The sequence below is a fragment of the Mesorhizobium sp. M0910 genome, from assembly GCF_040319465.1.
Classification (GTDB): domain Bacteria; phylum Pseudomonadota; class Alphaproteobacteria; order Rhizobiales; family Rhizobiaceae; genus Mesorhizobium.
Window position 1 is genome coordinate 102,913 of the sequence record NZ_JAMYNZ010000009.1, and the last position, 13,914, is coordinate 116,826.

At 57.9% G+C, this 13,914-nt stretch carries 16 protein-coding genes; 7 read left to right on the top strand and 9 right to left on the bottom strand.

Translation table 11 applies throughout. The features are described from left to right. Positions 1 to 18: 18 nt before the first annotated feature. The 7 genes from NKH78_RS22650 to NKH78_RS22680 all read right to left on the bottom strand — a co-directional run bounded on the left by NKH78_RS22650 (position 19) and on the right by NKH78_RS22680 (position 6,807). On the bottom strand, positions 19 to 1,062 hold the full coding sequence (locus NKH78_RS22650) for a TrbL/VirB6 family protein (protein ID WP_352884136.1): 1,044 nt from the start codon (positions 1,060 to 1,062) through the stop codon (positions 19 to 21). A gap of 183 nt (positions 1,063 to 1,245) precedes the next feature. Further along, positions 1,246 to 1,980 (bottom strand): type IV secretion system protein, encoded by a 735-nt coding sequence (locus tag NKH78_RS22655; RefSeq protein ID WP_352884138.1) that lies wholly within the window; start codon positions 1,978 to 1,980, stop codon positions 1,246 to 1,248. Between the two features lie 9 nt (positions 1,981 to 1,989). After that, positions 1,990 to 3,147, bottom strand: coding sequence for a transglycosylase SLT domain-containing protein (locus NKH78_RS22660; RefSeq protein ID WP_352884140.1), 1,158 nt, complete (start codon positions 3,145 to 3,147; stop codon positions 1,990 to 1,992). Next, entirely contained in the window at positions 3,131 to 5,533 is a 2,403-nt protein-coding gene (locus NKH78_RS22665) for a VirB4 family type IV secretion/conjugal transfer ATPase (protein WP_352884142.1), read from the bottom strand. Before NKH78_RS22665 ends, NKH78_RS22660 begins: the two co-directional genes overlap by 17 nt. Beyond that, positions 5,530 to 5,823, bottom strand: a complete 294-nt coding sequence (locus tag NKH78_RS22670; protein WP_023720449.1) for a VirB3 family type IV secretion system protein — start codon at positions 5,821 to 5,823, stop codon at positions 5,530 to 5,532. The genes NKH78_RS22665 and NKH78_RS22670 overlap by 4 nt, the downstream gene beginning before the upstream one ends. 3 nt (positions 5,824 to 5,826) lie before the next feature. Continuing rightward, positions 5,827 to 6,141, bottom strand: coding sequence for a TrbC/VirB2 family type IV secretion system protein (locus tag NKH78_RS22675; protein ID WP_224615608.1), 315 nt, complete (start codon positions 6,139 to 6,141; stop codon positions 5,827 to 5,829). Positions 6,142 to 6,153: 12 nt separating this feature from the next. Then, positions 6,154 to 6,807, bottom strand: coding sequence for a lytic transglycosylase domain-containing protein (locus tag NKH78_RS22680; protein WP_352884144.1), 654 nt, complete (start codon positions 6,805 to 6,807; stop codon positions 6,154 to 6,156). Positions 6,808 to 6,894: 87 nt separating this feature from the next. Here NKH78_RS22680 and NKH78_RS22685 point away from each other — a divergent pair, with 87 nt between their 5' ends. Genes NKH78_RS22685 through NKH78_RS22695 form a run of 3 tightly spaced genes read left to right on the top strand, consistent with a single transcriptional unit; the run spans position 6,895 to position 8,197 of the window. Next, complete coding sequence (locus NKH78_RS22685; protein WP_352884146.1) at positions 6,895 to 7,497, top strand: hypothetical protein; 603 nt, start codon at positions 6,895 to 6,897, stop codon at positions 7,495 to 7,497. Further along, complete coding sequence (locus NKH78_RS22690; protein WP_352884148.1) at positions 7,494 to 8,036, top strand: thermonuclease family protein; 543 nt, start codon at positions 7,494 to 7,496, stop codon at positions 8,034 to 8,036. Before NKH78_RS22685 ends, NKH78_RS22690 begins: the two co-directional genes overlap by 4 nt. Then, positions 8,033 to 8,197, top strand: a complete 165-nt coding sequence (locus tag NKH78_RS22695) for a hypothetical protein (protein ID WP_352884150.1) — start codon at positions 8,033 to 8,035, stop codon at positions 8,195 to 8,197. The genes NKH78_RS22690 and NKH78_RS22695 overlap by 4 nt, the downstream gene beginning before the upstream one ends. Here the strand turns inward: NKH78_RS22695 and NKH78_RS22700 are convergent. After that, on the bottom strand, positions 8,194 to 8,538 hold the full coding sequence (locus NKH78_RS22700) for a hypothetical protein (protein WP_352884152.1): 345 nt from the start codon (positions 8,536 to 8,538) through the stop codon (positions 8,194 to 8,196). The genes NKH78_RS22695 and NKH78_RS22700 overlap by 4 nt on opposite strands. 351 nt (positions 8,539 to 8,889) lie before the next feature. Between NKH78_RS22700 and NKH78_RS22705 the strand changes: the two genes are divergently transcribed. Both NKH78_RS22705 and NKH78_RS22710 read left to right on the top strand, forming a co-directional pair. Further along, entirely contained in the window at positions 8,890 to 10,503 is a 1,614-nt protein-coding gene (locus NKH78_RS22705; RefSeq protein WP_352884271.1) for an RcgA family putative transporter, read from the top strand. Next, positions 10,493 to 11,518, top strand: a complete 1,026-nt coding sequence (locus NKH78_RS22710; protein WP_352884154.1) for an alpha/beta fold hydrolase — start codon at positions 10,493 to 10,495, stop codon at positions 11,516 to 11,518. Before NKH78_RS22705 ends, NKH78_RS22710 begins: the two co-directional genes overlap by 11 nt. A gap of 430 nt (positions 11,519 to 11,948) precedes the next feature. On the opposite strand, the gene NKH78_RS22715 is transcribed toward NKH78_RS22710, so the two are convergent. Next, a complete protein-coding gene (locus NKH78_RS22715) occupies positions 11,949 to 12,455 on the bottom strand; it encodes a helix-turn-helix domain-containing protein (protein WP_352884156.1) in 507 nt (168 codons plus the stop codon). A gap of 117 nt (positions 12,456 to 12,572) precedes the next feature. Between NKH78_RS22715 and NKH78_RS22720 the strand changes: the two genes are divergently transcribed. Together NKH78_RS22720 and NKH78_RS22725 are read left to right on the top strand one after the other, a co-directional pair. Further along, positions 12,573 to 13,175 carry a hypothetical protein gene (locus NKH78_RS22720; protein WP_352884158.1) on the top strand — a complete coding sequence of 201 codons (603 nt, stop codon included), beginning with the start codon at positions 12,573 to 12,575 and terminating at the stop codon, positions 13,173 to 13,175. 56 nt (positions 13,176 to 13,231) lie between these two features. After that, positions 13,232 to 13,690, top strand: a complete 459-nt coding sequence (locus NKH78_RS22725) for a hypothetical protein (protein ID WP_352668388.1) — start codon at positions 13,232 to 13,234, stop codon at positions 13,688 to 13,690. Positions 13,691 to 13,914 lie beyond the last annotated feature (224 nt).

Genomic DNA, 13,914 nt, shown 5'->3' on the forward strand with positions numbered 1-13,914 from the left:
GGTGATCGTTCTTGTGTTTTAGGCCAGAGGCCTGGAGTTATCGCGCGCACCTTGCTGGATGGCGGACCGGGTTGCGTCGTCGGCCCTCGCTCCTCGCGAAGATCGAAAACTGTTTGCCGCGAGCTGCCGGGCGCCCCGAGCGGCACGGCCTGCGGCCCATCGCGCGCCGGAGTAGCGCACGGCATTCCTGCCGAACCTCCCATATGAGTAGCGAGCTCCCACGGTGCTGAGATACCCGCCTCCATTCAGGATCGAAGCAATCGAGGGTATCTGCATGAGAACGTAGATCCCGATGATCGTCACCAGCACCAAGGGCAGCACCAGCGACATTTTGCTGTCCATGGTCGCTCCGCCGGACGTAGCGGTGTTCAGCGCCGCATTGACGAGCGAGAAGTAGAAACCGAGAAAGCCGTAGATCAGGACTTGCTGGATCATCAGAAAGGTGGTCAGCGAAAGGAAGCCTTCGCTCATGCGCGAGGACCATCGGTAAAGCCAAAGAATGATCCATATCGGCGCCAAGGCTAGCGTGATGAACAACATCACTTTGGCGGCGATGATCGCGGCAATGGCAAGCGCTGCGAAGATGATGGCAGACAGCAGAACGAGCAGCGACAAGAGCGCACCAAAAATGTCATAGAAGGATCCGCTGTAGACCTGATTGGCGACGTCCTGCGCCCCTTGGTAGAGATTGTCGATAAGCGCTGGAATTGCCGCCTGGTCGCTAAGCTGATTGCCGGTGGCCCGTGACACGGCGCCGACGATCACCTTACCGACCTCGTCTGGAATGCTTTGCACGAGCTGATAGATCGTCGCGGAAAATGTGCCCCATCCGGTCAGCAGCAGATAGATGATGACGGCGCGGCCGAGGCGATAGGCCGCTTCGATTGGCGAAATCGACTCACGCCCACTCAGGATCGAATAGCCCCACCACACGATATAAAGGGTCAGCATCAGGGTGAAGACGTTGCCCATCGCATTGCCCAACTGCATATAGACGGTGCGAACGAAGTCCTCACCGATGTTGTCAATGCCACCGAGGATGCTTGCGGCGAGACCGTTCATGGATCCTCGTCAATGATGCTGGCGAATGGCGTTGAATTGACCGGCTTCAGCGCGCCGCATTCGTCGGCGTGCGCATACGCCAAAGGCCCGCACGGCGCTTTCAGTTCGCGATTTGCGCATCCAAAAAGCCCTGCGCCGAGCCCAATCACAACGCATATGCGCAGGACTCGCCTCGACAAGCGCTCAGCCTCCGCTCTTGCCGAATTCCGCGAACGGATTGACGGTGCGCGGTGTCATCATCTTCTGCACCTGGCTCTGGCGAAGAAGATCTCCCTTCAGCTTCTCATTCAGGGCGGCGACCGCACCGTTCTGGACCCCGATCAATTCGTTGACCGCGCGCGCGTTTTCCAGCTGCATTCGTGTGTTCTGGTCCACCGAACCCTTGACGTCCTGCGACTGCCCGATCTGCCCGCTCGCTGACTGCAGAGACTGTTGGCGCTGGGTAACGCCCTGCGAAGCCTGCGAGGTCAATGCGCTTAGCAGCGAGGCCACATTGACGCTGCCGCCATAGGCCATGTTGACGGCGCTGGTCTCCTTGCCGGCAATCTGCTGGAGTTGCTTCACCAGCTGGAGCCCGTTGATGACGGCGCCGGCGATTTTCTGGATTTCGGGCGAAAGGCCGCCAAACGAAAGAGCCCCGCCGTTCAGGATCGATCCGAACGACGGCGCCTGGGCAATCGACATGTTGCCGCCGAGGCCCATTTGTCCGATGCCGAGCGAACCGTCACGACTGCCGCTGAGAGCCTGCAGGATCTCCTCGCTCTTTTTCAGAATATCCTTGTTGGAGTCCATGATGGAGTTGGTGTTGTCCGCATTTTTGCGGGCTACATCGAGATTGACGCCATCAATGACGGCAATCTGTGCATGGGCCGTGCTTGCCCAAAGCGCCAGACTGGCCGCAATCGCGAATTTCTTCATGTCAGCCTCCTATTGCTGTAGCGAATCGATCACGCTGGCAGCACCAGCAGGATCACTGGTGATGATCATCGAGCGGCTGTCAGCCGAGCTTGCCCCCGCGTTCTCAAGTGCACATGGTGACCACCCGCCGCGATCGATCTTCAACCGTTCCAGTTCGGCGGGATCACAAGAGAACGGGTTTGGAGAACCGCTCTTCGGCTGTTGCACCAGCTTCGACGCCTGCGATGCCTGAACGTTCTGCAACGATAGAAGCTGAGCCAGCAACGCCGTAAAGTCGCCCGCCTGGGCGAGGTATTGGTTGGTGACACCGGCGTTGATCCCACGAGCGGACGAGTTCAGCTCCCAGGCGTCCTTGTATTCGGTCACCTGGCCAACATTGCCCGCCAGGGCGTCGATCGCCGCATTGTTGGCGCCGATCTGCGATGAGCTTGCATCAAGGCCGCCAGCCGCCTTTCTCACCGTGCCCATGGCCGTGTTCTGGGCCGTGCCGCCCGCGCCGTCGGCCGTTACGATCGAGAACGGTGGCGGCGCGGCGGCCGGAGCCTTGCCGCTCGACACATAGTCATTGAAGTGGCTGTTCCAACGGCCGACGCCGCCGGCCCATTGGTTCTGCTCCCCTGCGTTCGATCCGTTGTAGAAGGAGGCGAGACAGCTGTAATTCGTCGCCCCGCATTGCTTCACGCCCATTCCGAGATATTTGACACCGCCTTCGACATTCTGCTCGTTCACGTCGCGGTCCAGTCCCATGGACTTGCCGGTGCCCTTGGTCAGCTGCATGACGCCTTTGACGCCGGTGTGGCTCCCGGCGCATGTGTCGAAGCGCGATTCCTGATAGGCGACGGACAGTGCCAGGCCTTCGGGAACGCCGTACTTTTGCGCATAGTAGCGGATTAGCTTTACGTTGCCGGCGTCGCGCTGCAACGCGTCGGCCGGCGACCGGCGAAACATCTGTGAGCGATATTTGTTCGAATAGGTGCAGACGACGCCTGTCTTCTTGTCGGTTTCGTCCTTCTTCGCTTCATCCGACGTCTTGCTGTGCTGCTCGTCCTCTTGCCGCTTGTCGAGGTTCTGCCCGTCGATGACCGCGATCTGAGCGACAGCCACGCTCATGCTTCCCGCCGTCGCGAGAGCCACGGCCAGACAAGCGCTGCTAAGCCGCTTCGTCATGCTCGTTCTCCCATCCGCAGAAGTATGGCAGCCACATCTCCGGCTCGTCGCCGAAGGTCTCCCGGAGCCGTGCGCATTCCTTGCTGTTGGCTTCGTTCGAGGACAAGACCTTGATGAGATCGGGCATCGCCGACAAATCGAGCTTGGCTACGATCGAGTCGCTGTCGTGCTTGACGAGGAAGGTGCGTGTTTCCTTGGCGGTTCGGCGCACGAACTCGAATTCCTTCGCCGTCAACGAGAAGCGCTCGATGTAGGAGTCCTTGCTCGCCTTCGGGTTGGGGAAGAAAATGTTGGTCTTCGTTTGCTCGATCAGGGACGACGAGATCGAGGAATTGACGACGTCTTCCGCTGTCTGCGTGCCGAAGCCGACCACGCCGTTGCGGCGACGAATGGTCTTCAGCGTCTCGTTGATGAAAGCGGCGAAAACCTCGTCGTCCAGCAGCTTCCAGCCTTCATCGAGGAAGAGCATGATCGGCGAGCCATCAATGACTTCTTCAAGACGGTGGAAGATGTAGAGCAACGCCGCCGAACGCAGCTTTCGGTCACTCAGGATCTTGGTCATATCGAACCCGACAACCGGCTTCGAAAAATCGATGAGATCGACGGGATTGTTGAAAAGCCAGCCTTTGTCCTTCGGGTCGAGCCAGGGCTGTATCCGTGCGGCCAGATCGTTCATGCCGGGGATGAGCGAGCCGCGCAGCACTTCGGGTAGCAGGTCGAAGGTGCGCTGTTCGCGCGGGATCTTGTAGATCATGTCGACGGCGGCGTTGATGACGCGCATCTCCGCCACGTCCAGCGCGCCGCCTTCCGGCGTTAGAATGTAGATGAGCAGATCTTCCAGGAAGGACCGGTTTTCTGCCGTGTCCTCCAGCTGCAATGGCGCGAACCCGGTCGGCTGAGAAGGCTCCATCACCTCGTAGCGCCCGCCGAGCGCCCGAACGAAAATTTCAGCACCGCGCATATAGTCGAAATAAACACATCGCGGCCGCGGCATGACGCGCATGGCCTGCGCCATCAGGAACGACAGCACCACGGTCTTGCCCGAGCCGGTCGGGCCGAACACAGTGAAGTGCCCGACATCGTGAACGTGGAAATTGAAGTAGTAGGCCGTCTGGCTGGTTGTTTCGAGCAAGGCGATGGGCCGTTTCCAATGCAGCCGCTCACGTTGGCCGGAGGGGAAATTGTGTCCGGAGAAAAGGCCGGCGAAGTTAAGCGACGAGATCAACGCACGTCGCGCGATGTAGCTGAAATTTCCCGGCAATTGCGCCCAGAAGGCCAGTTCCGTGTTCAGTGTCTCGCGAACCGGCACGATCGACATCCGCGAAAGCTCGGCCGTGATATCGGATAGCGCACGGTTGAGCCCGGTCATGTCCGGCGCCAATGCCATGACGCTCATGTGATGTTGTCCGAAGACGACTTCGCCGCCTGCCAGCTTATCGGCGCCGTCGTGGACGGACTCCTCGACCGTCGTGCCCGCCTCGTCGGAGCCCTCGACCTGGTTCGCGATGGTGTTGATCCTGCGCATCGCCGTTACACGATCTTCGATCGCAAAACTCTGCGTCAGGACAAACTCATGCGGCAGGCGCAGGAGGCCGTCCAATGAGCCCGGAGCGGTGAACGGTGGGTATTCCTTGATCGACACCAAGGCGCCCAGCTTGCTTGCGTCCGGTCCGCGAAGTTCCAGCGCGGACTTGCCGAAAAACAGCTGCCGCGTCGCCAGCACATCGCCAAAGCTCATGCGCGGCAAAGGCATTTCCACGTCGACGCCGCCGGCGAGGATCTTCGCCAAAAATTCCGCAGGCTCGGAAAAGAAGCTGTCGCGGCGCTTCACGACACCGAGAAGACGACCCCCATAAGCGGTAAAATCCTTGACGACGCCGTCGAGAACGTCATGCAGTTCTGCCATCGCCTCTTCGCGGGCTTCTTCGCCCGCCGTACTGATGCGGAACGCATTGAGCGCCTTGTCCACCCAGCCGACGCGGCCGACCATCGGTCGGCGAATGACCGTCAGATACGCCTCGTTGACGAAAAGGTTTTTCGCCCCAAGCTCATCCATGTAGCGGGCGTCGAGCTCGGCCACGAAAGGATTGTCAAAGTCGCCTTCGATCTCCGGCGTCACGTGGCGGCGGATGATCGTTGTGTAGACCGCAAAGCGAGACGTCGAGAGATTGCGGAACGTTGTGTTGCGGTTGAACATGCGGCTGTTCAACTCGGCTTGGTCCATCGTCTGGAAGGGCAGGCCACTAAGCTGGATGACGCCGACCAGAAAGCCGCTCTTCGTCACGATCAGATTGTCATCGGCATGGCGAAGGTAAGGGATGTGCATCGCAGCCGGCTTTTCACGCCGGCGCTCACGGCCAAATTTCAGGTCGGCATCGAGGCTCATGGCGAATAGCTCCTCGCCCCCCAGAAAGTAAGGTTCGCCACCGCTCCGCGTTTGGAGACGCGCCGCTCGAAAATATGAAACATGTAGGGGTCGCGCTGGCACAGATATGCGCTGACCAGATGCACCACGCCGAACACGCCAAGGCCGAGCATGAAGCTGCTGGTGGCAATAAAGCCGATCACCGCCAGAATGCCGTTCAGCGCGAAAACCTCGTAGCGCACCCCCCATTTCATCGGGGGGCGTGTCAGTGGCAGACTGACCGGCTCGACATAGACTTCTTCGTCGTCCATGCGTCAGCTGCCTCCCGCGGTCGCGCGAACAGCATCCACCAGCTGCGCGGCGCCGAAGATCAGAGCGATGCCGATGATGATGGAGAAAGCCATCATCCACGCCAGCCGGCCCGTCATGGCGAGGAAGCCGAGAAAACAGACCGCGATGATGGCGAATGAACGCGCTATGTTGCCCTGCAGAACTCCGACGAACCACTCCAGCACATTTTCGACTGGCGCCGCCGACTGGGCGTACGCAGTGGCTGGCGCGAGAGCTATTCCGACCGCCGAGGCCAAGGCCAGTTTCAGGGCAAATATGCCCGCTTTCCTGTATTCCACCCTTGGCTCCTTTCAGTTGCCGAAATCCATGACATGACCATCCTGCCAAGCGTCCTCGCTTGCTGGCGGTGCGGCCGCGAGCGTCTCGGATTTGGTCAGGGCGGACTTCTTCACCAGACCGCCGAACTTCCAGCGGTTCAGTATTTTCACGATGTATTCCGCCGTCTCCGGATTCACCGGAATGCCCTGCGCCTTGTAGACGCTGTTGGGCCCGGAGTTGTATGCCGCCAGCATCAGCAGCGGATCCCCGAATTCGTCATAGAGTGACTTCAGGTAGCGAAGGCCAGCTCGGACATTTGCCTGTGTATCGCAACGGTCGCTGACCCCTAGATCGGCCGCCGTGCCTGGCATCAGCTGCATGATTCCCAGGGCTCCGGCTTTTGAGGGACCCTGGCTGGAGCCGAGATCGCTTTCGGCCCATGCAATTGTCTCGGCCAGATCGGCGTCGAAGCCTTCCTCTTGCGCGATTGAACGCACAAGTCGGGAGACCTCGGTCCGATTTACGGTCTTACACTCCCCCGGCCTTTGCGCGCGGGCCGCGGCAAGAGCTTGCGCCGGCGTTGCAAAGGCGATTGCCACGCGGTCTGATGTCAGGTCCCGGCCGTGCGCTTGCAACGGCAACGTGGCGCCAAAGAGCGCGAGCAGAAGAGCGGATCGAGTGTTCATACTGTCGCCAAAATTTAACACTTTACTATGGCTACTCGCAGCCCTAGTAAAGTGTCAACACGATATCGATCACAAGGACGAATTTCGATGAAACAGACGGCCCTTTGCACGGTCTTGCTGCTCCAGGGCAGCATGGCTTATGGTGCCGGCGCCGACGGCCCGAGCGCCTTCGCGCAACCCTCGGAGCACTACCTGCTCCAGTTTGCGAAGCCGGGCGAAAAGGTGTTCGTCTATGAACGCTACGATGGGAAAGGCGCGCTCTTTCAGCGCGACGCGGCCGCTCTCATCGGGCCAGTTAAAGTGCCGTCGGCGACCGAGCGCGTCGTCAACGGCGTGACGTACCGGCTGCGCGGCCTTGCCGCCTGCCCAAAACCGAAAATTGCGTACAAGACGCAGCAGTGGGACTGCACGAAAGCCGCGCAGGACTACGAAGAGGCGATCTACAACGATCGTGCATCCGTCGTGCTTTGCAAAACACTCGTGCTGCAAAGCAGGAAGGGTGAACCCGACGCTGTCTCGTGCTTCTCGCTCGTGGGTGCGGGTAACGCAAACGACCCGTACAACGTCGCCTACGACGACGACGAAATGGTTTTTTTCGACATGGCGGCGATCGGACGCAACAAGGACGGCAAGTCGCTGCGCCCGGATCTCGAGCATTCCGCCGAACTCGGTGGACAGTTCCAGGAATGAAGCGGGCGAGCCTCGCAGTGCTGGCCGCATTTCGGTTGTGTGCATCGGCACAGGCCCAGGATGCATCGGAGTCTGCCGTGCCCCTCGCGGTATCGAAATCAGCTCAACTGCTGACTGGAGATACATGGCGTGACGGAGATCACCTTTTCCGCCTCTATGGCGTCCAGTCATGTCTTCGAGGCACATCAGCCGAAGAGCCAAATGGGAACAAAATCGATTGCGGGAACACCTCGCTGGCGCATCTGGCAGCGCTGTTCGACAGCGCGGCGGTTACGTGCCAGCCAATCGGCCACGCCCTGGACAAGGCGGTTTTTGTCGTGTGCGGTGCGCAGCTCAATGGCGAAACAATTGACGTTGGCACCGCGCTCATAGCGACCGGATATGCGTTTGCCGCAACGACAGCAAAGGGCAAAGCCGTCAATGAGAACTACCTCGTCGCGGAAATCAACGCTAAGATGAAACGTGCGGGTTTGTGGGGCACGACGTTTCAGCATCCTGTGCAACTGCTGCTGAGCCAGGGGTTGGAGAAACAGCAATGAAGCAAGACGATGAAGCGCACAGATATTATTATCCCGTGGAAGGACGCACCGACGGCGCCATTGGCGATGCTATCGCTCTCATCGCGATCATCTTGGTGCCGGCAGGACTCTATGCGGCCTGGAATACCATGGCCTCATGGATTTCAGCCCTCTTCTCCTAGGACTGCAGTTTCGCGAAAGAACCGAGCAACGCGCGAAAATCGTCGACATCAACCTCGCACCAATCATGAGCCTGCAGCCGTTGGAAGTAAGCAGCCTTCATTTTCATCTCAACGACATCGGCCACCGGCGCAGCGGCCGCGCGCCGACGCGCGATAGCCTCTTCCGCCATGACCGAATCCAATCGCCGGCCGATCAGGGTCGCGTCCGGCCCTTCGGCCCTCAGCCATCGCTTGCCGAGACGTTCAACCATGGCGACTGCTTGACGATGCGCCGCGAGCAGATTCGCGATCCCATCGGCCTCTTCCATCACTCCGTTGTTACAGACCACTTGAATGGGCATCGACCGGCTCCACGCGCATGACTATTCGCAAATGATACCTGGGGAGGCGAGAAAAATAGAGATGGGTTCATCCCTCTGCTTCCCAGACTCACGGGTTCGGAAGCATGTCCGGTTGCCGTGCTCGCGTAAGGTGGGCGCCCGCCCTGCGACCGATCCGGTCAGTTCAGTGGCCGGCGGTTTGCGAAATATCTCCCACGCAACAACCATGTTCAGCCTCTCCAGCGGGTCACCCGTCATTCGATCTTCTCCCGTGCCGGCCAAAATCGAGTTGATAAAAACGTTGATTGAGGACGAAGGCACGATAGGATACGAAGCCTAGCGAAACGGAACGAAACTAGAGCCTATAAGTTGTTGTTTAGGAACGGAAAGTTATTTCTCCCTCCGCCGAGAGACGGGAGTGATTTCAAAGAACTATTCAAACGACTGGCGGCGGCGGGTGCGGGTCGACTGTTGGGCAAAGACGGGTTTCCTGCTGGCCCATGGACGCCCGAACTCCTTGCAGAGGCGATTTCACAGATTGATTCCAACCAGGTTGGGGTCGATCTGCGAACGGTGCAGCTTTGGTTTCAAGAGAACGAGAAGGGAATTAGCACTGCCAACATTCGTTGGCTGGCGAGGATTTTTGGATGCGATGATCCGGTCGCAACTAGCGAATGGCAGATGGAGCTTAGTGCTGCGCAATCGCGGTTATCGGCCAAGAGACGAGAATGGAAGAGAGTCGGAAGCAGCGTTGCACAGGAGATTCCAGATACAGCACTGACTGCGACCTTCGATGACGAGACAGACTCCCCGGCAGAGCTGACACGGGATACTGAGCCCAAGGGGCCGAGCCGGCGTTTTAGTTTGGCGAGGAAATCGGAAGCGTTTTTTAGTCGCGGATCTCCCCTGAATTTACCGGCGTCGGTGTTTGCGGGTGTCACCGCTCTTGGGTTTTTGTCGTATCTTACAGGGATTCACAGCGTGACATATGGCCGGGCGGATGGCGTCGTCAAGCAGGTTGGGTTTCTTTGGACGGCGAATTGGACATTCGTCTTCATGGTATTTTTGCCACTGTTTTTTGCCTTCGTGACCGAGCTGGTGACCTTTTGGAAAGATGAAGGCCGCCCAAAGCTTGTGGCGCAGGGCGACAAGATGGAAAGCGACGATGCTTGGGCGCGCAACGTGGAAGCTTCTTCGTATTCATATTGGGCGGTGTTTTTGATTTGTGTGATATTCGCCGGTCTTTTTCAGTGGATGGGCGTGTCGTTAATCCCGTTGCTCAAAGGGGGTGGCAACTATGCGACGGATTGGGGCTCGTTAGCGATTGTGCGCCCTGAGGTTATATCGGTTCCGGAAGCGGTCGTATTCACGGGGCTTGCTTACCTATACATGTGCCTCTGTTTTTATCTGTTCTTCGTAGGCCTCATTCTGCTTTATACGGTGATCCATGATCTTTGGAGAATCCCAGAAGCAGCGAGTAATCGGCCTGAGGTGGATCATCAACACGAGCTCCATGAAGCCAGCCTCAGGGTTATGCGTGCGATTTTTCGGTGTACTGTTTTAGGGCTTCTGATCGCCATAGTCATGAAGCTCCAGAGTGCTTACCTGACATCGCGTGGAGAGAATATTGTGTCTTGGTTGGTCGGCGATATGTCTTCCGCCTTTTATGGGCGCAATGATGTGATCGCCGGGATCATCTACCGTAGGCCGACCCATTACAGTAGCCTTCTTATCGCTATTTCGACCTGTGTTGTATTTCTGTACGGCACCATCCGTTTAGGTGTCGAACGTCGGTTTTGTATGCCTTGGTGGAGGATGTCAGCGATCGTAGCATTACTCGTGGCTGGTTACTTGCTGATCGATGCATTTGCTGGCTTTTCGATCCTTCTGGGCGTTGGAGTGCTGCTCGCGATATACGGCCTGTTTGATCCAGGGTTGGGGCGATGGCAAGCGAGTAAGTTAGGAAACAATCAGAGTGTATCATAGTTGGCTAGATCATTGGGATGAGCGGCGGGCGCGACGCGGTGAGGAAGGGAAGAAACCAACGGATTTCGTCCTTGACGCGGAACGCGCCTTTCCAGGTGCGAAGAAGACAACAAGTATCGAGGAATTCTGCGCCCTTGCGGATCAAGCCGTGGCTGATCCAGCCTTTTTCGATGAGCCGAGTGTGAGTGATCAGGGTTTTGAAAGGCTAGGTGGGTGGCTCAAATTTCCATCGGACATTTCTACTGATATCGAACAGAACAATGTCGTCTCGGCGAAAATCACAGAAAGCGGGCCGTTCGATCAGGCGATGGTGATTTTTCACCATTGGAATGCAAGCGCCCGGAATCGCCAGATTGCAAACTTTTTCTCGCAGCGTGGCATCACGGTTGTCGAGATTGCTATGCCTTATCACTTGGAACGTAGCCGTCCCAGCTCCGTGCACGCCGACTATATGCTTAGCCCTAATCTCGGTCGAACGATCCAATCTGTAAGGCAGGCAGTGTTGGATGGGCGAAAACTCATACGTTGGTTGAAGATCGAAGGCTATCGAGAGATTTCGGTTCTCGGTATGAGCTTAGGCTCCTGGGTTGCGGGGGTGGTCGCGGCGCATGACTCGGCTGTGTCAAAAGCCTCGTTGTTTCTGACGGCCGGAAGTCTAGCGGATATGGTTTGGACGGGTCGCGCGACACGATTGATACGTGATAGCCTTGAGCCTGAGATTGAACTGACCGATCTCAGAAGGGCCTGGGGTCCACTTAACTTGGAGAATTATGCACATAGTTTGGCGCGGCCTGATCTCGATCTTCATGTTGTGTTGGCTAAGAGAGACAAAGTGGTTTTGCCAGAGCTATCGGAGAGGTTCATGCAGAGGCTGAAGGACGCCGGAGCGAGGCCAAATATTTTGAAATTAAACTGTGGTCACTATTCGCTCGCCATGCCGCCTTACATTTTGTTAGCCGGTTTGAGCTTGAAACGGTTTCTGTCGCGTGCTGACAAGTCGGCCCGGCGAGCGTGAGTTTGGCTTTGGCCGGTCAGTTCATCAGCAAATTTTCTGGCAGGCATCACGACACAAATGTGATGAATGTCGGGTCGCACCTACCGGGACCGACCCCTGGAAGTGGCCGACAAAGGCGCAGGCATGACACCGGCAGTCGAAAAGGCCACGACACCCTTCTTCTCTACGCGTGCCGGCAGGTTTGACGGCTGGTTCTCATATGGTTTCGACCGTCAAGGGAAAGCTCTTCATCACTAGCATTCCCGGCGCCGGCGGAGTCATCCATGTCAAAGTCCCGTTATCATTCCGGCCGCTAACAGCCGACGATGACAGCAGCGGCCCGACAGCCGCGGCGGGGGCGCTAGTCGGCCGCCGGGCCGGACCGGCAGGGCATAGGAGCGGCGCCGGCGCTGGGACGAATTATAGGCCCTTTAGGAACACTCGTCGGGCGCTAGGGGTCGGCTCTGCCAGGCGGGATCTTTTCGGAAAAGAGGAAGGTCGCTGGATCAAGTTTCAACGCCTTGGCGATCGCGGCAATCGTGTCCACGCTGATGTTGCCGCTCGCGCGTTCCAGTTTCGTGAATGTCGCCTCGGCCACGCCGATGAGTTCGGCCATCTCATAGCGGTGCAAAGTACGTCGTTGTCGCTCAAAATCGATGATATGCGCCAGCCGCTTGCGGATCGCATTGTCGTCCAACCGATGCGCCCATTCCGGAACTTTCTTCCCACCGGCGAGCAGTCCTGCAAAAGACACTTCCAAGCCCTTTGCCATGATCTGCAGCGTCGTCAATGTGACATTATTTTTCTGACGCACAGTCTGAATGTAGGTTCGATAGGCCAGCTTTTCGCCCTCGGCGGTCCGAAACAGTTCGGCCATGTGCATATGGGATAGGCCGCGTCTGGCTCTCTCCCGCTCAAGCGTCAGGGCAATGTTGGCGCGCAACGGGTTGTTGACCACGCCTCCGTCGTCTCGTTTCATAAATCGATGTAGTCGCACAAACCTGCCTTTTCGACCTGTCCTTTTTCGCGCGGATCATCCATAGTAAACTGTCAAATCTGCAGCGAGGAAAAGGCTATGACCATACTCAAATTTCTACTGGGGGGTGCCGTCGCCATCGCGGGCGCCGCAGCTCTTCCATCCCAATCAAAAGCGTCGGAATGGGGCTGTCAGGTCCTCCTATGTCTTTCCGGCGACTGGCAAGGCACCCCCGCGTGCCACCCGCCAATTTACAAGTTGATTGCGGCGATGGAAGCCCCGGGTTTCAATTGGCCGACCTGTCCGCAAGCCAACTCGAGCGCGGCGAGATTTGAGAAGTATGAGGATTGTCCGTCTGGCTGGCAAGCAGTTGGCAGCTCCGAATCCGATCGGCCGGGCTTAGGTCAAGAACGGAACGTCTGCCGCCTCGCGGCTGATAGGCTCTCCTTGCCCGTCGTTTTCAAAAACAACGCCCTCGGCAGGCATCATGGAGACGGATCACGTCAGGTCCAAATCGAAATCGACGGCAAGGCGGTTGCGGCAACAATCCAGACCGCGGGGAACGATCGAGGGCATTCCACCGGTAATGGCCCGACCTACTACACCATCCCTCGACCGATGCGCGGAAAGCCCTGGTTCATCGAGTATGATGACGCGAACGGCGTGCGCCAGAAAAGCTGGTTCAATCTCAACATGCCATAAGCCAGGCCATCACGTAGGACGAGGACTATGAGGGCAACAATTCAGGGAGGTTTGTAGTGTTCAAGGCGCTTCTGCTATCCACAATGATTATGAACACAGGCGCAGTGTTGACGGCGGCTGGTCAGAGCGACAAGCCGCGATCAAGTGTGGACAATCCTATGTGGCCCGCTTCACTGAAATGGGACTGCAAGACCGCTGCCAAAATCGTCTGTGAGCGTGATGGCAGTTGCTCAGTGGCTGAGGACCACACCGGATTTGTGCTGAACTACGGTAGCAACGAAGCTGAGTTCCCGGCCAGCAATGTGAGGATCAAACGCCACTATCAACAGACTGTGCAGGCAAGCCCTTTGCAGCAGGAAGTTAAGGTCGAACTGGCCGACAATCGCGTTCTTTGGCTGACGGCCGTGGATGCCAGCCGCACTTATTCGGAAGCCTGGGTCGGCGCACTGAGCGAGTTGAAGGGTGGCGCGGTACTGATGGAATCCGAGGGAGTCTATTGCATGCCGCACAAGTGAGTGCACCCAGAGGGCAGGCGAGCGAAGGTTGATGGTCTGACCTGAGGGGCGCCGGACCCCCAGCGTTTCAGAAGAGTTCAGGTTTCCCGTCCAATTTCATCGGACGATGATGGCCCTAAGTAACATCGATCCGTCGAAAACCGAGACATTGAGGAAATTGTTGCCGCACTGATCGGTAAGGTCCGGATACTGTCGTTAAGACCTACAGTAAGCGCACGTGCGAA